This window comes from Vibrio sp. Vb1166 (assembly GCF_033338695.1).
GTDB classification, from domain to species: domain Bacteria; phylum Pseudomonadota; class Gammaproteobacteria; order Enterobacterales; family Vibrionaceae; genus Vibrio; species Vibrio alginolyticus.
Map to the genome: position 1 here is coordinate 195,990 of NZ_JAWOTE010000004.1, position 20,911 is coordinate 216,900.

At 46.0% G+C, this 20,911-nt stretch carries 19 protein-coding genes; 5 read left to right on the top strand and 14 right to left on the bottom strand.

The window, feature by feature from the left end:
- Positions 1–56: 56 nt before the first annotated feature.
- Positions 57–509: a bactofilin family protein gene (locus tag R7E51_RS06745; RefSeq protein ID WP_080659230.1), complete on the bottom strand. Its 453-nt coding sequence runs from the start codon at positions 507–509 to the stop codon at positions 57–59.
- On the bottom strand, positions 413–1,366 hold the full coding sequence (locus R7E51_RS06750) for a M23 family metallopeptidase (protein WP_005374721.1): 954 nt from the start codon (positions 1,364–1,366) through the stop codon (positions 413–415). The genes R7E51_RS06745 and R7E51_RS06750 overlap by 97 nt, the downstream gene beginning before the upstream one ends.
- Before the next feature lie 427 nt (positions 1,367–1,793).
- On the opposite strand from R7E51_RS06750, the gene R7E51_RS06755 reads away from it, so the two are divergent.
- Positions 1,794–3,548: a hypothetical protein gene (locus R7E51_RS06755; protein ID WP_206957625.1), complete on the top strand. Its 1,755-nt coding sequence runs from the start codon at positions 1,794–1,796 to the stop codon at positions 3,546–3,548.
- An 80-nt stretch (positions 3,549–3,628) separates the two neighbouring features.
- On the opposite strand, the gene R7E51_RS06760 is transcribed toward R7E51_RS06755, so the two are convergent.
- From R7E51_RS06760 to R7E51_RS06815, 12 genes are all read right to left on the bottom strand, one after another.
- Positions 3,629–4,273, bottom strand: a complete 645-nt coding sequence (locus R7E51_RS06760) for an START domain-containing protein (RefSeq protein WP_170889931.1) — start codon at positions 4,271–4,273, stop codon at positions 3,629–3,631.
- Positions 4,274–4,350: 77 nt separating this feature from the next.
- Complete coding sequence (locus tag R7E51_RS06765; RefSeq protein ID WP_158173280.1) at positions 4,351–5,535, bottom strand: multidrug effflux MFS transporter; 1,185 nt, start codon at positions 5,533–5,535, stop codon at positions 4,351–4,353.
- The gene (locus tag R7E51_RS06770; protein WP_054576561.1) at positions 5,532–6,176 is read right to left on the bottom strand and encodes a recombinase family protein; all 645 of its coding nucleotides are present in this window, start codon (positions 6,174–6,176) and stop codon (positions 5,532–5,534) included. The genes R7E51_RS06765 and R7E51_RS06770 overlap by 4 nt, the downstream gene beginning before the upstream one ends.
- A gap of 146 nt (positions 6,177–6,322) precedes the next feature.
- Complete coding sequence (locus R7E51_RS06775; RefSeq protein WP_017820101.1) at positions 6,323–7,330, bottom strand: LacI family DNA-binding transcriptional regulator; 1,008 nt, start codon at positions 7,328–7,330, stop codon at positions 6,323–6,325.
- Positions 7,331–7,547: 217 nt separating this feature from the next.
- The gene (locus R7E51_RS06780) at positions 7,548–9,281 is read right to left on the bottom strand and encodes a sodium:solute symporter family transporter (RefSeq protein WP_005374733.1); all 1,734 of its coding nucleotides are present in this window, start codon (positions 9,279–9,281) and stop codon (positions 7,548–7,550) included.
- Entirely contained in the window at positions 9,274–10,269 is a 996-nt protein-coding gene (locus R7E51_RS06785) for a nuclear transport factor 2 family protein (protein WP_017634491.1), read from the bottom strand. Before R7E51_RS06785 ends, R7E51_RS06780 begins: the two co-directional genes overlap by 8 nt.
- Before the next feature lie 49 nt (positions 10,270–10,318).
- Positions 10,319–11,293, bottom strand: a complete 975-nt coding sequence (locus tag R7E51_RS06790; RefSeq protein ID WP_064376319.1) for a nuclear transport factor 2 family protein — start codon at positions 11,291–11,293, stop codon at positions 10,319–10,321.
- A 513-nt stretch (positions 11,294–11,806) separates the two neighbouring features.
- Positions 11,807–13,087 (bottom strand): TRAP transporter large permease, encoded by a 1,281-nt coding sequence (locus R7E51_RS06795; protein ID WP_005383432.1) that lies wholly within the window; start codon positions 13,085–13,087, stop codon positions 11,807–11,809.
- A complete protein-coding gene (locus tag R7E51_RS06800; protein WP_206957626.1) occupies positions 13,084–13,647 on the bottom strand; it encodes a TRAP transporter small permease in 564 nt (187 codons plus the stop codon). The genes R7E51_RS06795 and R7E51_RS06800 overlap by 4 nt, the downstream gene beginning before the upstream one ends.
- A gap of 58 nt (positions 13,648–13,705) precedes the next feature.
- On the bottom strand, positions 13,706–14,701 hold the full coding sequence (locus tag R7E51_RS06805) for a TRAP transporter substrate-binding protein (RefSeq protein ID WP_182016039.1): 996 nt from the start codon (positions 14,699–14,701) through the stop codon (positions 13,706–13,708).
- Positions 14,702–14,968: 267 nt separating this feature from the next.
- Positions 14,969–15,925 carry a LacI family DNA-binding transcriptional regulator gene (locus tag R7E51_RS06810; protein WP_206957627.1) on the bottom strand — a complete coding sequence of 319 codons (957 nt, stop codon included), beginning with the start codon at positions 15,923–15,925 and terminating at the stop codon, positions 14,969–14,971.
- 150 nt (positions 15,926–16,075) lie between these two features.
- A complete protein-coding gene (locus tag R7E51_RS06815; RefSeq protein ID WP_053307977.1) occupies positions 16,076–16,825 on the bottom strand; it encodes an HpcH/HpaI aldolase family protein in 750 nt (249 codons plus the stop codon).
- A 289-nt stretch (positions 16,826–17,114) separates the two neighbouring features.
- On the opposite strand from R7E51_RS06815, the gene hisD reads away from it, so the two are divergent.
- The 4 genes from hisD to R7E51_RS06835 are packed head-to-tail and all read left to right on the top strand — an operon-like array spanning position 17,115 to position 20,910.
- Positions 17,115–18,407, top strand: a complete 1,293-nt coding sequence (gene hisD / locus R7E51_RS06820) for a histidinol dehydrogenase (RefSeq protein WP_186585588.1) — start codon at positions 17,115–17,117, stop codon at positions 18,405–18,407.
- 1 nt (position 18,408) lies between these two features.
- Positions 18,409–19,143, top strand: a complete 735-nt coding sequence (locus tag R7E51_RS06825) for an SDR family NAD(P)-dependent oxidoreductase (RefSeq protein ID WP_206957628.1) — start codon at positions 18,409–18,411, stop codon at positions 19,141–19,143.
- A gap of 47 nt (positions 19,144–19,190) precedes the next feature.
- Positions 19,191–20,195 (top strand): cupin domain-containing protein, encoded by a 1,005-nt coding sequence (locus R7E51_RS06830; protein ID WP_186585589.1) that lies wholly within the window; start codon positions 19,191–19,193, stop codon positions 20,193–20,195.
- A gap of 1 nt (position 20,196) precedes the next feature.
- On the top strand, positions 20,197–20,910 hold the full coding sequence (locus R7E51_RS06835; protein WP_182016037.1) for an alpha/beta fold hydrolase: 714 nt from the start codon (positions 20,197–20,199) through the stop codon (positions 20,908–20,910).
- The last annotated feature ends 1 nt before the right edge of the window (position 20,911 follow it).

The window sequence follows — 20,911 nt, forward strand, 5'->3', positions numbered from 1 at the left end:
GTAATAAAAAAGACGGCGTGAAAGCCGTCTTTTTTAAGCACTTTAATCAGAGCGTTTTATGCTGATTTACGCGCAAGTCGCTTTTCATTGTTGGTGTTGTTTTCTTTTGTGTTCGCACTGTCTTGAGCCTTACCCTTTAACGTTACCACTTCCTTTTCAGGTAATTCGGCTGCTTCACCAAAGAATTTGCCACCAGGTTCAATGCTGAGGTTATTGCTCCAGATCCTACCGCTTACGCGTCCCTTGGCAAGCACTTGAATGTGTTCTGCGTGACAGTTTCCGTCCATCATGCCGTTAATGATCAGCTGTTTAGCGTAGATTTCACCGTTTACTCGCCCGCTTTCTGCGACAACGAGAGTGCCTTCCACGTTAATTTGACCATCGACGATGCCATCAATCTGGACATCGTTTTCTACTTTGAGTTCTCCGCTAAGAGAACAGCCTTTGGCGATGAGAGTTGAAGCTGCTGAGCTACTCGTTGTTCCACTGTTTTGATTAAAGATTCCCATCGTATTCTTCGCTCCTTAGTAAAAATGTCTTCGAAATCATTAAGGCTCCAATCGACAAATGGTTTCGGATTCAGTGCTCGCCCAACAAATCGCACCTCGTAATGCAGGTGAGGGCCAGAAGAGAGCCCACTGTTGCCGGAAATTGCAATCAGCTGCCCTTTTTTGACGAACTGACCACTTTTTACTTTGAACGCTTTCAAGTGCGAATAAGAACTCGAAAAACCGAAAGAATGTTGCAGCCTGAGGAAGTTACCAGAGCCTTTATTACTGCGGCGGGTGACTTCCACTACCCCATCGGCAGGGGCATAAATTTTGGTGCCGATATTTACGGCAAAATCGAGCCCACGATGCATCTTGGCAACTTTTGTCACCGGATGGATACGCTTACCGAATCCGGAAGATAGTCGTACGTTGCCGACTGGAGAGCCACTTGGTATTTGGTTTAATAACACCATGCGAACGTTTGAGGTTATCGCTGCTGCATCGAGCCTAGCATCCAAGTTATTTGTCGAGGTATGTTCTCCAACCCCAAGCACTTTCTCTAATTCACCCAAACGTTCCGAAACAAGTTGTACCCGTTCTTCACGTTCTGAAAGGTCATTTTCTAGCTCTGATTTAAGTGTTTTCAGTGTGCTGAGCTCTTCACCCATGGTGCGTGAATGCTCTGTCAATTCAGCTTGTTTTAACGCTGCATTATCAACGCGAGTGTACAAGTGATGAATTAAGATTACGGTCGCGGCCAGAGCAACCACAAAAAAAACGAAAAACGTTTTTATGTTGCGTTGCATCCTTTTACTGAAGTACCAATGTCTTGAGCCATTGATAGTTGATATAGAGATCGTCAACTGGTCTTTCATCGTCTTCTATTGCTCGTATTTGGTATACGTCTCGTCACTGAGTTAGTAGGAATGTAAGGAAAACGAGTAGGGACCGCCAGAGGCAAATTGGAAAGAAGTGTCAGGTCGTGAGGCGTTTTCAGATATTAGATAAAAGACTCAATAAAGATTTAATATTCTGCTGATTTTGGTCGTAATTACTCCAAATCGCTTCATTTAACTGAATATTATGATTTTTAAGGCGGTTATCCGAGAAATTGGATTGTGAATATTGCCAATAGCATCCGCACGCAATTCAACTTACTTCACGGTTTGCCTTATAAATGTTGGATAATTTATCAAACCGACATTCATTACATCGATAACTTGTTTATGATAGCGGTTGATATAAAGCACTATTCATTGGCTTTAAACCTAAGCGTTACATTTCGTTTAGGAACACATAACTATGACAACGGAGTTGGTCGTGAAAAAACTACTATTGGCTACAGCAGTGGTCGCAGCAGCAGGGGGCGCTGGCTACCTGTACCAAAACAATACTACCGCGAGTGATGCAGGCTCACTGTTAACGCAAGTTCCTGCAGATTCACTTATGGTGACGTATCAGACAGAACCTTTTAACCATTATAAATACATGAACGCATTCGGTACGGCGAATCAAGGCTCGATTGCAGAACTTTTTGCCGATGAACCACTGTCTCCACAACAGCAGTTTGCAGTTAACTTATTCGATGGATACCTAGAGAGTGCTGCGTCGCCAGAAACATTAAAAGCTTATTTGGGCACCGGGGAAAACATTAATCCTGTGTTGTACACAATTGGTATGGTACCCGTGTACAAAGTGGATATTGAAGACCCTGCCGCGTTATGGAAAACACTGGATTATGAAGAGCAGATGAGCGGCGCTAAGCATGAGTTGGTTAAGCTTGGTGACGTCGAGTATCGTCGTTACGAGATGACTGATTCAATTGACCCGCAGGACGGTATTGGCTTGGTTGTAGCCGTGGTTGATAACGTGCTTACGTTAACGGTTGATGTTCCGCAACTGGGCGTTCAAAACCCGATTAAAATGGCATTAGGGCTTGAAGCACCAAGTCAAAATATTGCTGACAGTGGACGTCTTGAGGCGTTGCAAGCCAAATACGGTGAAAACAACAACTCTTTTGGTTACTTTGATCATCGCGAAGTGATTAAAGGTTTGACGACGAAAGATGGCAATATGTTTGCTCGTCAAATCAGCACGTTGGATGCAATAGATCCTGAACCAACGATTGAGGAAATGCGTTCACCAGCCTGCCATACTGAGCTTACTCAAGTTGCAGAAAACTGGCCTCAGTCCGTCGCGTTTGCAGAATACAAGATGAAAGGCGATCAGGCGTTCATTAAAGGTTCTTTTGTTGTTGAGTCCAACAATAAAGTGATTCTAGATGCGCTCAAGTCGATTCGTGGTGTATTGGCAGAGTCTAAAAGTGATAAGAGTTTCTTTAGTATGGCGCTTGGTTTAGACATTAATACGCTAGCGCCATCGATTGGTCAGATTTGGGCTGACTTGACCCAGCCTCAATACCAATGCTCTTTATTGACACAAATGCAGCAAGAGATGGGCGGCCAGAATCCAGCAGCCGCTGTAAGCATGGGGTCAGGCATGGTTAACGGCCTTAAAGGGTTAAGCCTGCAAATGTTTGATATCAAAGTAGATACTAATGCTCAGCATGGTGAAGTATTTAGCCAGCTAGATGGTATGTTGTCTCTTTCTGCCAATGATCCAATGATGCTTATTCAAACTGCGCAAATGTTCGTTCCTGAACTTGCTCAATTGCAAATTCAACCGGATAACCAACCTGTTAATGTCAGTGAGCTATTAGAAATGCATACTGGCATGAAGGTGGACGTGTTTGCTCGTCTAAACGAAAACCATTTCACCCTTTACAGTGGTGATAGTGCTGCGGAAGCAAGCAAAGAAGTGATGGCGCAATCACTTTCTCCAAATGGCTTGTTCAGCTTTGATTTTGATTCAGAGCGTATTTTGGAAGTGCTAGAGAGTGCGTCGTCAATCACAGGGGAGCCGGTTCCGGATGATGTTGTCAAAAGCTTACAAGGCGAGCTTGTTGGTGGTATGACGATGGACGTGACAGACCAAGGTATTGGTTTTGAGTTTGATTACCGCGGTGCAACTAAACCTGTAACGGTTGCACAGCAGTAACACATTGCGTAGAAAAAGGCGGCATATGCCGCCTTTTGTTATTATGTACCGCATTAAAAAGCGAGTGGGAAGAGCGACGCTTACTCATCTATTTGAGGATGAGAGTATTGCTGATATTCAGGTAACTCTTTTCTTAAGTTACTAAATGTCGCCCATGCACTTTCTTTTGAAAGTTTGTTGATCAGCCAGTTTGGCAATAGACCTCCGGGGTCAGCAAACGCCTTGTATTCCACGAGTGTTGTATCGTTTGTGAGTTTTTGTAACTCCCAAGTCGCATCAACCGAGCGAATTCGAACATAACCATTTTGTTCAGCAATATATGAGTCAGGTGCGCTTTTGATTTCTATCGTGAATCCCAGCTCATCGACCCAGTACTTTGAGTAGGTGACCATATCCCGATTTTTGGCAGGCCATGGTGCTTTAAACTGGGTGTAAACGATGTTCTCGGTGGCCGATATTTGATTTAAAACCCGGCTATGACTGGCATTGTCAATCCAGTTCGGGATATTGTCACTGTCTTCCAGTAGCGTTAAAAATGCACCATAGCTGGTGGGTGTGAACATCCGGGCACGGATCTCAACTAAACCGTCACTATGTTCTCGGGAGTAAATTGTGATTCCATTCTTGTCACTCTCGAACTGCCAGTTCTCGTTGGCGCTCGCATCAGTGCCAGCGGATATCAATGTGGCGAGTGTTAAGGCGCCCATTCTTAAATGCAACATCATGTTAGTATCCACCAACTTTTCCTAAATTTAAGTTTATACGATTTGTCGTAACTATAAGGACAATAGTATGTTTTTTGTTATCGTTCTGAAGGTTGCTCTGCACTGAAGCCACGTTGAATGTTGGTGAAGGTAAGCGATGCAAATATTACGATAACGATCGCTAGATGCCATGCTTGACTCAATCCAAGCTGCACCAGAGTTAAGCTGACCAATGAGGAGACGACCATTTGTCCACCACCAGACATTGCCGCTGCGGCACCTGCTTGCTTTTTATAAGGTTGCATTACCATCGCTTGTGCACAAGGTAGGGCAATACCATTACCCAAGATCATTAATAGCTGTCCTAGCATCAGAAATAGAGGCTCAACAGGACAGAAAAATAACCATATTGCGGCAGCGAGGTGAAGAAATGGGGTGCAGAGCAGCATTTTTTTATTGCCAATAATTGGCCTTACTCGGTTACAAATCGTGGTACCACATAACATACCCAAAGCGGGAATGAGCGCCCACATCGCGTATTGAGCGGAGGTCATGCCAATTTGATCTTGCATGATAAATGGCATCACAGAGACTGTCGTAATCATTAAGCTGAAGTTTAACCAACTGATACTGGCGAAACTCATAAAGTAACGAGACGTAAGTAAGCTCTTGTATTGGAGTAACATTTTTCGGGGTGACGGAATGACAGAACGTTTTGTGATGGTTTCTGTGAACTTAAAGGCGATGATTACCCAGGCCAGCGAGACATAGCCCAATAGAGAAATAAACACCATACTCCAACCGAAGTGGAAGTTGATAAAGCCGCCAATCACAGGTGCAATAAGTGGCGTGATTGAAGCCGCCATGGCGATGTAAGACATTGCCACTGGGAGTTCATCCCCGCTAAATCTATCTCGAGTCGACGCCCTCGCGAGTACCGCGCAGCATCCTGTACCTAACCCTTGTAAAAAGCGCCCCATTACCATCCCTGTAAATGTGTCACTGAAGAAAATAATCATCAGCAGACCAGACATCGCGATGAGTAAACCGGTAAGTAATACTCTTTTTCGTCCTAAAGCATCTGACACTGGCCCGTAGATAAATTGAGAGGGGCCAAAGCCGAGCAAATAAATACTCACAAGTAGTTGAGCTTGGTCGAGGGAGATGGAAAAGTCTTTTGCTATCCATGGCAAAGAGGGCATGACTAGCCCCATGCTCAACTGGCCAACGCTAATAATAAGACAGGCGAGTAGTATAGTATGAAAGTTGATTGGGCGACTCATGACTGGTCTCCATTCAAACAACCTTTTTGGCGTCGTGATCTTAAGCCGCCTTCGTCATCCACTTCATTTAGCTTTGCTTTGACCCGCTTCACAGTCGATAGACTGACTTCGCATTGCTCTGCCACGTTTTGCAATGTGTAGCCTTCTAGCAGTAACGTTGCGATCTGTTGGTGTTTGGTTTTGTTTGCGGGGCGGCCGCGAAACTTCTGTTTCCATAATTCTGGCTGCTCTTTAATGGCCTGTCGCCCTTGCTCTGCGGCAAACAGGCGATGTTCAGTCTGCACTTTCCCATATCCAGATAACACTGTGAGTAGTGTTTGAGTTTGAACAGAACCTGGCTCAAAAGTTAGTGATTCACATACGGTTTTCAATGTTACCCCTTTATCGAGTAGCATTTTTATTGTGTTCAATGCTTGACTAAAGTCGCGACCAAATGCGGTCAGCCACCAGAGCACAATCGTATCCCCAGTTCTGACGGAATCGAGCAGTTGTAAGAATGCCTCTCTCTCGGTTGGAGGCATGCAACCACGAACCTTATCCTCAAAATGCTGAGCTTCGGGAGCAAAAGCTTTTAGAGTATTAAGGTGCTCTTGGTAAGCTCGATTTTTTGGCGAATAACGAGTGTAAAGATACGTGGTCATAAGGATTATGAGCCTTTTTTTGTTTGGTTCATATAGTGTAATAGCTCATAAATATACATGGGTTCATTAATGCTTACAACACTAAATGAGCCGTTTGGGAGTCAGAGGCAAATAAAAAAGCCAACCGAATGGCTGGCTATAGCTATTTAAGCTTTTGTTGTCTGGCGCTCGATTAACTTCACTGGCACCATCATTTTTACTAGGCTGCCGTTTTTCGTATTAATTTGATCAACAATGATCTTCACGCACTCGCGAGCGAGGCGACGGAAATCCTGGCGGAACGTGGTTAATTGATAGCTTAACCATTCTGTCTGAGGAATATTATCAAAACCAATGACTTGTAAGTCCTGAGGAATCCTCAACCCGCATTCTATACGGGCGATATCCATGACCGCCATCGCAAGGTTATCGGTTGCACAGAACACTGCTTCAGGCCGATTTTTGTCTGCCAGTATGGCACGGACTTTATCAAGTGAGCTCGCGTAGTCATAGCTGGCTTCAATGATGCGTGGCGTCTTGCCGGTTAGGTCTTCAAATTCAGAGCAGAAGCCGCTTTGGCGTTCGTCATTCGTAAAGGTTGGCACTTCTCCCGTCAAATAAACCGCGTTCTTCACGCCACTTTTGTGCAGAAGTTGCGCGGCTTGTTGGCCTGCTTCGTAGTTGTCACTGATAACGTAGCTACTCCTAGTACCTTCAACAACTCGTGCGTATTGAACAATTGGGATATTAAACTCTTCACATTCTTCATAAAGGGACTTATTGAAGGTTGCGGAAGCAGCAATGACACCATCGACGCGATACTGGAAGATATTTGGGATTGAGTGGCCCTCTTCTTCATCCACTTGCCATGGAATCAATACGGCAGAATAACCTTTTTTCTGTAACTCACTGGAAATTAATTGCAGTGTTTTCATATGGATAGGGTAATCCGCATCAGGAAACACCAAACCTATCAATTTCGATTCGTTTGTGGTCAGGCTACGTGCAAAGGCGTTAGGGCGGTAGTTAAGGGCTTTAGCCGCTTCAAAGACTTTTTGCTTGGTCTTTTCGGATACTGAGCTACCCGGAACAAACACGCGCGATACAGTAGATTGAGAGACGCCTGCCATCTTTGCCACATCTTTTGATGTGACTACGTGTTTAATTGATTTCATGAATAAAACTTAGTTGCCAGTAATTGAGGTCATAAGACTAGCATAAATAGGTACGTATTCATAAATGTTCTGACGGGGTATCCTAAGTAGAATAATGGCTTTGGAGTGTTAAAAAGCAAAATGTGGGTTAACCCATTTGGTTTGCTTTGAGCTAGCACTAGATCTAGAGCGTAGATACTGTCCGTTTGTTGGACGTACAGTATCTGCGTAAAGAACATTAATTTGCTTGTTTGACTGCAACTTTACGTTTTGGGGAGAGGAGTGAATACCCCATGTATCCGATGCAAGCGGTAGCGACAAGAATAGAGCAGCCACGCATAAAGTTAATCAGCATAGGAGCGTTGTCGGTAAACGCGTTGATCCCCCAAAGCATCACGATCGAGAATACAAACATCACTAGTAAGCCATAACATGGAGCATCGATTTTGCCGGGAACGACATACCAACCATCTTCCTTGATTGGTTTATTTAGACGAGCATATTCCGCTTGCTGGCCTTTCACTGTGTAAAGATGCATTTCATCTTGTTTACCCGTCAGGAGAAGGCTAGCAATGTAAGCGACAACGGCATTCACAAGGACTCCAATCACGCAATACCAAGGCCACGCAATATCGGTCGCAACGGCTACATACCAAATCACCAAGAAGCTAGCAGCAACGCCAATTAACAAGCCTTTTTCCGTAATGTGTTTTGAGTAGAAACCAAGGACGAACATACAGAAGCTCGCACCGACAAAGTAAGAGCCTGCCTTACTCAGCACTTCCAGTACCGAGCCTGTGCTGGTGGCAAACATGATCGCTGGAATGATGACCAAAATCGCCCACGCCACCGTGAAGAAACGCGATACCTTTAAGTAATGCTCTTCCGACTCGTTTTGCTTGTAGAAGCGTTTGTAAAAGTCAGCCACAGAAACGGTCGCCATTGAGTTAAATGCGGAATCGAGACTCGACATACTTGCCGCCAGAATCGCAGCGGCAATGATGCCCATCAAGCCTGGCATTCCATATTCACTCGCATAATGAAGAATGATGGTGTTGCCGTTTTCAAACTCTTTACCGTCGTAATAAGCGTTGAATAGGACGCCAAGCAAGATAAAGACAAAGTAAATAAAGAAGGCCACGTAGCCCATCATCAACATTGCCTTTTTCGCATCGCCCATGTTTTTCGCGGCCATACAACGTTGTACCATCATCTGGTTACCGCCATACACGGTGGTGTGGAACATCGTCATTGCGATAACGCCGGCCCATACAGTCGTTACTTGGCTTAGGTCAAAACTTGTTTGTAGGGCATCGGTCATTCCTTTCGCTTTGAGTTCTGCCATGACCTCCGTCATTGGAGCAGGCATGCCATTCCAAACGGCTTCAATGATGATGAATGCGCCAATAAATAAGATTACTGCTTGAATCACATCGGTCCAAATGACAGCCGCGATACCGCCCATTACGGTGTAGATAAGGGCAATTGCAGTGACGATCATGATGCAGTACATCACGTCGATACCAGTAATGAACTCTAAAATCATTGCTGTCGCGTAGAGTACGGCTGCCGAGCTCAATGCTTGTTTGATAAGGAAGATAAACGACAAAGTCAGTCGTGAAGCCTTGCCGAAGCGTCGTTCTTGATACTCGTAGATAGAGGTTAAACCGTTGTTGTAGAAAAACGGCATAAACACAGCCACGATGAAGAAGATCACCAGCGGATAATTGAGGTGAATCGCGATAACCGACAGGCCTTCTTTGTAAGACCAAGCTGGCCCACCAAGGAAAGACATGGCACTCACGTAAGTACAAACGACAGAAATACCGATCGCCCACCAAGGGATGCTCTTATCACCCAAAGCGAATTGGCTAGCTGAAGTTACTCGCTTACCAATCACCGCACCCAATACTAGCGTTAGGGCTATGTATCCCCCAAGGATGCTCCAGTTAAGTGCGCCAAACTCATGCATAATTAGGTCCTTCTAACTGTTCTTTCATTTGTGCAAACACGTCATAGCCAAGTTGCAGCAGGATATGAACGATGTCGATCGCCACCCAGTTTTCTTTCAGTAAATCGCCTTCGCGTCGCCAAATGTCCATAACGCGAAGTTCGATGTGTTTTCCTGTCGGGGCGAGACCGAGCCAGCCACTGTGACCAGTGTGAGTACCATGCATATGTGGCCAACCACCTGTGGATACGTAGTCATTTTTGGCCAAAAAATTGACCTCAATATCGACACTTCGGTCAGGGAAGGCAAACACAAATGGCGCTTGATGGTGGTTACGGAAACCTTTGATACCGCGCGTAGTACCAATACCAGCAGGGCCGTACCACATAAAGTCATTGTGCCAGTAGTTTTCTAAATCCATCGAGAAAAGATCTTTGCCATCAAAACGACCCAAGCAAGACAGCATATCTTCAACCAGCTGGGCGCTCTTTTCACTTTCTTCCAAAGACACAACAGATTGTTGAATACCGTTAGAAGTTGCAGGAGAAGGAACCAAGCCATCGTGACCTAAGCTTTTACGAAGAGGGTTGCAGCCTGCTTGATTCATCGCGTCGATGAAGTCTGGGATCATGTAAGATTCGGTGATTTGGTCGTTCTCCACACACACCATTTCGGTGTAACGCAAGTAGAGTGTTTTCCCTGTTGCTGGGATGCCAAACAGTGGTTGTTCAAATGTACCGATAAAGTAGCCGGTAGAGTTGTACCAAGTGCGGCCTTCGTATTCGCCGTGCATAACAATTATTGGTCGGCGCTCGGCGTCAGGCAAAGCATTAACAAGTGGTGAGAGGAAAGATTCGTGGGTTGCATCTGGGCCATTAAGATCGTTCACAGGGTGCGCCACGCACCATTTTACGTCAGGGTTCAAAGTTTGCAGAGCGGCCTGTTTTTGCTCGATGTCTGCGGCTTTGAAGTAGTTCTGGTAGAACTGTTCGATGATGTTGAGTGACATGTTGCTTCCTTACTGTCCGTGATTTTAATAAATAGTGTTTAGTCAGCCGTTAGCCTTGCTGAAGCAGGATTTGCTTCCAGATTGCGGTCTCGTCAAACAAAGTGAATTCGCGACGAAGACCCCAAGGGCCAAACTCAGCGTGGCTGATCCCCATGATGTAAACCTCTTTTCCTGAAGGCTTACCAAACATCCCATATCCCTCATGCTTACCGTGCAAAGACCATCGAATTGCCGCGCGTGGTGACATCATGTCGTCATCTCGGCCAATACGATGGTGAACGGTAAATTGAGCATTTGGGAAAGACGCACGAAGTGCCATCCAAAAATGATCGACTTCCGAGTGTGATAGGGCAGTTTGACCGCCAGTGTATTCGCCGATGCAAGCGCGGTCGTACTCTTTCGGTACTATTGAGAACTCGGCATTCATAAGGCTTCTGAGAATTGCTTCATATCGATGACCATATTCGTTGTCGTTGCCTACGCCCAAATAAGGTCCAGGAATGTCGACTTCAGGTGTGAACGGAAATGGGCTTGATTCCACGCCACCTTCAAATTCGATTTGTTGGCGTGCAAACTCTTCTGACGTCATGCCCAGTTGGTTCGCGATATCGGCTTGATCGCGAACCAACCATTCGTCATTGATTTGGTTATTGATAGCGTGGCAATCTGCGATAATACGGAAACGAAGTTTGCGGTTCGAGGCTTGCCCGTAGAAGCCGTTGCCACTGTGTGTTGCAGTAGAGATGATTCGATGAGAAGAAAGCATGCCTTGTTCCGGGGTGCCTGACCAAATGACGTCTTCGCCATATAGCGTGCGATCGGGAAACTCGGCCAGTGTCGCCATTGTTGCACTGATCACCCCTTCGTTTCCTTGAACGATAGAGAGTGGAGTACGCACAACAATGTCGGGAGAGTAGTAGTGTTCTAAGGTGTTTAAACCTCGGTCTTCCCAAATCTCTTTTGTGATACCAAGAATGTAGTCGGGAAAATCACGCCACTTTTCATCGAAGCCAACCATGGCCATAAATCACCTCCGTAATTGAATAATTATGTTTTGATTACGTATTCAAAATATATCATGTTGCCATTTTGTCAACGGATTGTTTTTTGATTGTTTAAATAGCGTGCTGATGATCAGACTTTTAACAATTGAGCGGAAAACAAACTAAAAAAGTACAGGAGAGATGGAAGCTATCTCTTATCGAGACGTGTTAATAAGAAAGGAGGTCAAAGTTTTTTGTATGAATTTCCTAATATCTTATTGTTTTTTAATCGCTTAATTTATTTTTATCTGTTTGAATGGAAACAAATGATTAAGCCAAAACTGATAATCATGCAGATCAAGGCACCCAAATAGACTTTATCGCTAATATTCAGCTATTTTGGTGTCAATTATCCTTATATCTTTCAAATTTTCCTTTTGCATACGAATGCTTAAAGGCTTTTTTATTAAATCGGAAGTAAATAACGAATAAGCCACTAGAAAGGTGTTTATCTAGTGGCTATAACAGTCATAAGCGCTCTATGAGTGCAACGATCAGGATAAAAGCGCAGGTAACGATAGCGAGATGGCAGGGATGAAGGTAATCAACATCAAGGCCACTATCATTGCCCCAATCCAGCCCATAATGGCTTTAGAGAGCGACTCTATCGGTACTTTGCCTACCTGACTTGCCATAAACAAGTTGGCACCTAAAGGAGGCGTAACAAAGCCAATGGCCAAGTTCACGATCATCACGATACCAAAATGAACGGGGTCCATGCCGAGTGCTGACGTAATGGGTAGCAGAATTGGTGTGAGAATAACAATGGCCGCCAGCGTTTCCATGAAGGTACCGACAAGCAACAACAGAACATTGATGCAAAGCAGTATCAGCAGTTTGTTTTCGGTAATCGATAGAATGAACTGAGCGATCTCGGTCGGTAGACGTTCTAGGGTCAATATGCGGCCAAACGTCACGGACGCACCCACAATGACGAGCACAGCGCCAACTAACAGTGACGACTCTAGAATGATTTTCACCACTTGCGCTGGTTTGAGCTCTTTATAAACAAACATGCCAAAGAATAAGCCATAGAGCACACCAATGGCGGCTGATTCGGTAGGTGTGAAGATACCGGAATAGATACCGCCGAGAATGATCACGGGTAGTAGCATTGCCCAACTGGCTTCTTTTAGCGCATCAAGACGCTCTGCCCAGGTCGCTTTGCGCTCGTTACCTGTGTAGCCCCGCATTTTTGAGACAATTAGACAGTAGCCGATCAATACCATACCGACGACCAAGCCAGGAATGATGCCCGCCATGAACATCTTGGTGACCGAGACTTCAGCTGTGATCGCGTAGACGATCATCACCACAGAGGGTGGAATAATGACGCCAATCCCGCCGGAAGAGGCGATCAAGGCACCGGCAAAGCTGCGGTCGTAGCCTTTCTTCACCATAGAGGGAATCATCGTCAGGCCGATAGCGGCAACGGTGGCAGACCCTGTACCAGAGATGGAAGCGAAGAACATGCACGCCACAATGGCGACGATGCCAAGCCCACCAGTAAAGTGGCCAAAGAAGACCTCCGCCACGTGTAATAATCGTTTTGAGATCCCTCCTTGGCTCATAAGGTTACCTGCCAAGGTAAATAGAACGACGGCGAGGAGAGGGAAAGAGTCGAGCCCTGTTACCATTCCTTGGACTAAAAACTCAATGTTAAGAAACGGCAGACTGAGTATCGCGACCATACTGGCTGCCGCCAGAGCAATACCGACCGGAACGCCAATGAGCAGAAGCAGACCAAAGCTGCCAAACAAAAGTGCAGACGTCATGCGTTAAACTCCAATAGTCGGTTAGAAGTACGATACTTTGCTTTGATATGGCGATAGCGTTGGCGAGAAAAGCGAACTCGTTCATTGCTGGTGGAGCACGCGTTCACACGTTGATAAATGCTTGTCACTAGGCGCACGCAGCTTAATAGTGCGCAAACTAAAACAGAGGCATACAAACACGCAATAGGAATTTCCATTGCGGGTGCAATCTGACCGAGTTGCAGGCTGCGGTTTATAACCTTAAATCCAAACCAGGCGACAGTTGCACTAAAGGCAAGGTAGATAAGATCAGAGACAATCAAACTGAATTGCGTCCAATTGCCCGGAAGTTTATCGATGAACACACGAATGCGGATGTGTCGATCATCTCGGATACAGTAGCTGATGCTCAGGTACATCGCCCATACGAATAAATAACGAGCCAGCTCTTCAGCCCACGCGATCGTTGCATCGAACAGGCGTAGGGCGATTTGCAAGCACAGTAAAGTTGTCATCGTTGAGATCGCGATAACGATAAGGGTTGGTTCTAGGTATTTGTCTAGTAAGCGAAACCACTTCATGTTCACCTCCAAAACGAGAAAGCACGACCTGTTGCCAGATCGTGCAAAAGAGTGGGAGTTATAGGCGTTCTATCTCGGCCATCACGTTGTCAAACAAGTCTTTACCCGTTTTACTGCGCAAGTCCTGGTACACGGCCGCATTCATTTTCTCTTTCATGATGCTGCGTACCTCGTCTGGGACGATGTTAACCGTCATGCCTTTTGCTTCGAGCTCTTTGATTACTTCTTGGTTTTGCTGCGCGGCGAGCTCACGCTGTTTTGCGATGGTTTCTTTGCTTACTTCACTGATCAGCGCCTGTTGCTCTGCAGGAAGTGAATCCCAAAACGATTTGTTCATGAACAGCACGTAGTTAGTGTAAATGTGGTTAGTCAAAGAGAGGTATTTCTGCGCTTCATAAAAGCGTTCGGCATAAATTGAATAGATGCCGCTTTCTTGAGCGTTAATCAGACCTTGTTGGAGCGAGGTAAAAATTTCTCCCCAAGACAGAGGTGTTGGCGCAGTACCAATAGATTTCCACGCGCTTATTTGAGTGGGGTTAGATGCCGAGCGAATCTTTAGCCCTTTCAGGTCCTCAATACTATCAATTGGCTGTTTGTTGTTGGTCACGCTACGAAAGCCGACCTCCATAAAGCCAAGTCCATGAAAGCCTTTTGATTCCATAGCATTCAACAATGGTTGTCCGATCTTCTCACTGTCGAGCGCTTTGTGTGCTTGCTCTTCGCTATCAAAAAGGTAGAACACGTCGAGCACGTTAAACTCTGGGACGTAGGGAGAGAGTAAAACTGACGCACCAAACGTCATTTGTAAGTTGCCTTGCTGTACGAGTTCAGTCGTCTCACGCACATCGCCTAGTTGTCTTGCCGGATAGATTTCAACTTCTATCTCACCGTTTGAGCGAGCTTCCACTTCTTGTTCGAAATAGAGCATTGCTTTGTGTACGGGAGAGGTTTCTTGACTGTCATGAGCAAGACGAATAACACTGTTTGCAAACGTATTCATGCTGCTAAATGCAAGCCCCAGTGCGGTAAGTGAAGTAAGGATTGCTTTCTTCATCGTTCTTCCTTGTTTCTGGTATGACCTGCCATGGGCATTCGTCGGCAAGTCACACAACTTTTTATGTTTTTATAAATTAGTTGAGCAATTCATATCCATTTTGCATACGAATCCAAAATAAAACATTAAAGTAACAAGTCAATAACAAAATTGATGAATTGATGAGGAATTAAATAACGATTGGTGAAAATTTAATCGCGATCACAGAAAATGCCTTACTTGAAAGTAAGACATTTTGTTTATGAAGAATGAATAAAAATGGATTTATTAAATGGTGCTACTACGTTCGATCAAGGTGCCTTGCTCGAAAAGGTATTCGCCAGTTGCATCCAGGTTGCCGTTGATTCGATTCATCAAGTCTTCAACCGCTCGTTTAACAATTTTGTCGACTGGTTGAGCAATGGTGGTCAAATCATAGCTCGGCCATGCAGACATCGGAATGTTATCTACACCCATCACAGAGAAGTCTTGGGGGATCTTTGCTCCGGCTTGTCGCAAGCCATCCATCACACCCATGGCGAGGATGTCGTTTGCACAAAAAATTGCATCGGGTTTACTGGTATGCGACAAGATCGCTTTCGCCGCTTTTAAGCCTGCTTCAAAGCTGTACTTGGCTTGGATAAAGGTTGGTGACGGGGAGCCGAGTTCTTGCAATTTTGAAGAGAAACCCAGCCAACGCTCTTCACTGGTCATGGAGCCAGCATCGCCACTGATGTAAGCACACTGTTTTGCGCCTTTCTGCGTTAAATACTCGGCTGCTTGTTGGCCCGCCAAGCGGTTATCAATACCAGAGCTGTTGGCATTAATGCCTTCGGCGTAGCGGTTGATCAAGCTTAAGTGAACGCCAAACTTTTCGCATTGGGCAAACGCGCGTGAAGTTAAACGGCTGGTGGCGATAACGAGTCCGTCCACTTGGTATTCAATGGCGCGTGAAATGGCGAGATCGAGGTCGTCCTTGTCGATAGGGCAAAGCACAACTTGTCCGCCTCGCTTTTGAATTTCGACAGCCAAAGCACGAGATTGCATGTCGTACATTGGGTTTGATTCGCTATCTAACGCAATCGCCACTAAGCCTGAACGACTCGAAATCAGACCTCGGGCGATGGCATTCGGTGTGTATCCGAGCTTAGCTGCGGCATCCATCACCATTTTGCGTTTCTTCTCGCTAATACTCGCAGTCGGGCTGAATGCTCTAGATACCGTCGATTGAGAGACGCCGAGCATCTTCGCGACGTCGATCGAAGTTACTTTCGCTTTAATGGTGATACTCCTTATTTAAGGCCATTGAACCTGCTCATACGTGCTGAGTGTATGGGCTAGGGGATTTCTGTGTCTAGAGCATTACATTGATAAGGCGTAAATATCAGAGAAAACTCAAGAATTCATCACATTTCTCTCTTGTTTGAAGCCATCAATGATCATTTTGTGTTCAGACCCAACACAAAAGAAGCTAACGCCGAGTTCACGCCATTCCCGAGCTTGTTGAGCCGTCGCGACAAACATGCCAACAGGTTTATTGGCGGCTCTGGCCGCTTCGATTACTCGCATACTTGCTTGTGCGACTTTCTCATCATGAACGCTATCAGCACCATAAGCGACAGTGAGATCAACTTGGCCAATGAAGAGCGCATCAATTCCTTCAACATTGGCAATCGCTTCAACATTTTCAACCCCTTGAGGGTCTTCAATTTGTGCAATGACAATCGTATTCGCACGGCTGTCTTTTAAGTGTTCAACCATGGGCTTAGTGGCGTATTGCGCTGCTCGACTGGAACCAGCATACCCTCGGCCACCTTCTCCGTAATGGCAGATTTTCGCCAGTTGCGTCGCTTGCTCAGCAGTACAAACATGGGGAATTTGTACACCCGCCGCGCCACAGTCAAGCGCGTTCAAAATGGTTGAAGGGGCGCTGTCTTGTACTCGTACCACGCACGCGAGGTCATTCGCTCTGGCCGCCATGATGCACAGATCAAGCGAGGAACGATCGAAAGGTGCGTGCTCTGCATCCAGTACCACAAAAGGCAACTCTGCCAGTGCCAATACCTCGATAATGTGAGGATGAGGGGTTTTAACAAATGTACCTAATATCGTTTCTTGATTCAGACGTTGTTTAAAATTGCTCATGATTCTCTCCTTTGCAAAGGTATGCAAAAGCTAACATGTAGAAATGTAAATGATGAGTAAAAATGATGTGATCTAAAACTCATTTTTGATTAAAAATTAAACTCAATTAAGGTCCTTATTACTTGCTTTTATTTGTTTAAACTAATAAATGCAAAGGCTTAAGGATTGTTTTTGTGGTTTGTTGACTTAACTTGTCAAATGTTAATTAAGTGTTTAATCTGATTTTGCATTCGTATCCAAAAGCATAAAAATAACCGTTCGTCAGCCTCAATGTTCAAGGAGAAACCCAATGGCACGCATTTTAAAAAACGGAATCACTGAAGAAGTATCAGCATCAAACGACGCAAAAGTGCGTCAGATTGTTGAAAACATTCTTGCTGATATTGAATCGAAAGGTGATAGCGCTGTACGTGAGTTGTCTGAAAAGTTTGATAACTGGTCGCCGGAGCAATTCCGCCTGTCAGAAGAGCAAATCCAGGCCTGTGTGGATGCGCTTGATGAATCGACTCGTCATGATATCGAGTTCGCTCAGCAACAAGTTCGAAACTTTGCTCAAATTCAACGTGACTCAATGAAAGACGTCGAAGTAGAAACCATGCCTGGTGTGGTACTGGGGCATAAAAATATTCCAGTCAACAGCGTGGGTTGTTACATCCCTGGCGGTAAATACCCATTGGTTGCATCCGCTCACATGAGTGTACTGACGGCGAAAGTCGCGGGCGTAAAACGTGTTATTGCTTGTGCGCCACCGTTTAATGGCCAGCCGAATGTGGCGATTGTCGCTGCGATGGCAATGGCGGGTGCGGATGAAATCTATTGCTTCGGTGGTGTTCAGGCGGTAGGTGCAATGGCTCTGGGGACGGAGACTATTGCACCGGTCGATATGATTGTAGGGCCGGGTAACGCATTTGTAGCAGAGGCAAAACGTCAGTTGTTTGGTCGCGTCGGTATCGATTTGTTTGCAGGCCCAACTGAAACCTTAGTCATTGCTGATGAGAAAGGCTGTGACCCTGAATTGGCAGCGGCGGACTTGCTTGGTCAGGCCGAGCACGGTTACAACTCCCCAGCTGTCTTGTTGACCAACAGCGAGACATTTGCAAAAGAAACTATCAAAGAGATTGAACGTCAGCTAACTATTCTTCCAACGGCGGAAGTTGCGGGTAAAGCGTGGGCAGATTACGGACAAGTGATCGTATGCGATAGCTACGAAGAAATGGTGGAAGTGGCAGACGATATCGCTTCTGAACACGTTCAAGTGATGACGGAAGATCCTAAATACTTCCTAGATAACATGACCAACTACGGTGCCTTATTCCTAGGTCGTGAAACCAACGTTTCTTACGGCGACAAATGTATTGGTACCAACCATACACTGCCAACGAAGAAAGCGGCACGATATACCGGTGGTCTTTGGGTAGGGAAGTTCATCAAGACTTGTACTTACCAGCGTGTGACGGAAGCGGCATCCTTAAAAGTCGGCGAGTACTGCTCTCGCTTGTGTGCACTCGAAGGTTTTGCTGGCCACAAAGAGCAAGCGGATATTCGTGTGCGCCGTTACAAAGGCAAAGTGGAAGAGGCGTAATATGTCGAAACTTGCCTTAGTCACAGGCGGCAGTGGCGGACTGGGTGCCGCCATTTGTCGCAAGCTAGCTGAATCGGGATATCGCGTAATTCTGACTTACAACAGTAATCAGAAAGCGGCCGAGGATGTGCTTTCCTCGCTGCCACGTAACGAGCATCTAGCATTCAAATTGAACGTGACAGATTCTAGTGCGATTGAACAGCTTAAACATCAAGTCAGTGAAATAAGCGACAAGCTGGATTTGTTGGTCAACTGTGCGGGGATGACGAAATTCGTCGCGCACTCTGATTTGCAAAGTTTAGATGACCAGCTGTTTGACCAAATTTTCCAAGTGAACGTCCGTGCGCCTTTTGCCATGGTTCGAGCGTTTGAGCCTTGGCTTAAGCAAGCCAATGGTTGTGTGGTGAACATTACTTCTATCGCGGCACAGACTGCGATGGGGAGCAACATTGCTTACTGTGCAAGTAAATCTGCCGCGGAGAACATGACCCGTTCTTTAGCTCGCGCTCTGTCTCCCGAGGTTCGAGTTCTGGCTGTTGCTCCAGGGCTTGTCGACACTGAGTTTGTCAAAGGCTTGGATGACGCATGGCGTAATCAACAAGAACAATCCACACCGCTTAAGCGTTTAGCCAATGATGAAGAAGTCGCTCAAGCCGTGTACGCCGCGGCAGATCTTCTTACCTTCTCGACAGGCAATACCATCGCGGTTGATGGTGGGCGACCTTTAGGTCTGTAACTAACAATTCAAAGGCTAGGTCCAAACAAGGACAACAAGGATTTACAATGACTCTACAATCTAAAATGAATAATAACCTGGTCCGCTACATGGAACTGATTCCGGGTACGAGTGCGTTTATTGATGCGCGCACGCCAGGCAGTGATCTCAAAGATAACTTTTGCATTATCGGTGCAGGGGTGGCAGAGAGCAGTCGTCAGCATGTTCATATTCGCGATACGGCGGGCTTTAACATTGGTGCCGCAGGCCAACCGCCGGGCATCAAAAATTCGTTGCACTCTCATCGTACCGCCGAGCTTTTCTTGGTGTTCAAAGGTCAGTTCCGTTTTTATTGGGGGAACGATGGAGAGCATGAAGCGGTGTTGTCTCACGGTGACGTCATCTCGATTCCAACCAATCTCTTCCGTGGATTTGAAGTGGTTGGCCGCGATTACGGCTTTATGTTCTCGGTACTTGGCGGCGACGATTCAGGTGGCGGCGTTATTTGGCATCCAAACGTTATTAAAGACAGTCAAGGTTATGGTTTATACCTCAAAGCCGATGGCACACTCGTGGACACCATTAATGGCGACCCGGTGCCACAAGAATCAGAATTGATGCCGCTGCTTACCGAAGAAGAGCTCGCGACCTTCGATACCTATACCGCAGAAGAGATGATGCCATTTGTCGCTCTGCAAAAAGATTATCGTGAAATCAAAGGCGATTTCAGCGGAAGCAACGTGAAACAATACGCCTTAACGGGTCATCCTTTGGCGAGTTATGACTTCCAAGTAAAGAGTGAAGATGAAGTGAGCATCATGGCTTATGAGCTTTCTGAAGGTGGCTCGATTCCTCAACACTGGCGAGAAGAAAAACAAGTGCTTATCAACTTTGATGGCGATACTGAAGTGGTCCTCACGCATCAAGGCGAACAAGCGAGTGTTGTTTTAACGCGCGGTGATGTGCTGAATGTTCCAGAAGGTGCGTCATACTCACTGACGAACTTGCGTGGTAATAGTTTGACGTATTGCATTCTTGGCTCTGATCAACCAAAGCCGCTGGCAGGAGAATAAAATGACGCAACCCACCTCGTTAGTTTGGCTACCCGGACTACTTTGTGATGGCACATTGTTTGAGGATATCAACCGAGCGTTGCCAAGTTGGGTTGAGCCTACATGCCCGACGCTGGCTTCATTGCCGTCAATGGAACAGCTGGCGCAGAGAGTGTTGCAAGACGCACCGCGGGAGTTTGTCTTGGGGGGCTTATCAATGGGTGGGATTCTTGCCTTTGAGGTGTACCGTCAAGCGCCAAACAGAGTCAAAGGCTTGATCCTCATGGATACCAATGCAGCAGATGAAAAGCCAGAGGTGACACAAAAGCGTGATGCACTGGTTAGCCGTGCGTTAAGTGGTGAGTTTGAACGCATTACGCCTGACACTCTGATGCCTGTGCTGATTCATCCAAGCCGTTTGCAAGACAAAGCGTTAACTGAGCGTATAGAAGGCATGGCGGTCAATGTAGGTTTGGAGGCATTTGAAGCACATGCTAAAGCGTTAGCCACTCGCCCGGATGCGCGACCTTTATTGGCGGACATTCAAGTTCCTACGTTGGTGATAACAGGTAAAGAAGATAAGCTTTGTCCGCTAGACAATCATCTGCTCATGGAGAGATGCATCCCAAACGTCACGCTTCATGTTATCCCTGAGTGTGGGCATCTATCTACGCTTGAGCAGCCTTTAATTATTAGTGAAGTGATGACTACTTGGCTTCAAGATAACTTTGCTTAGT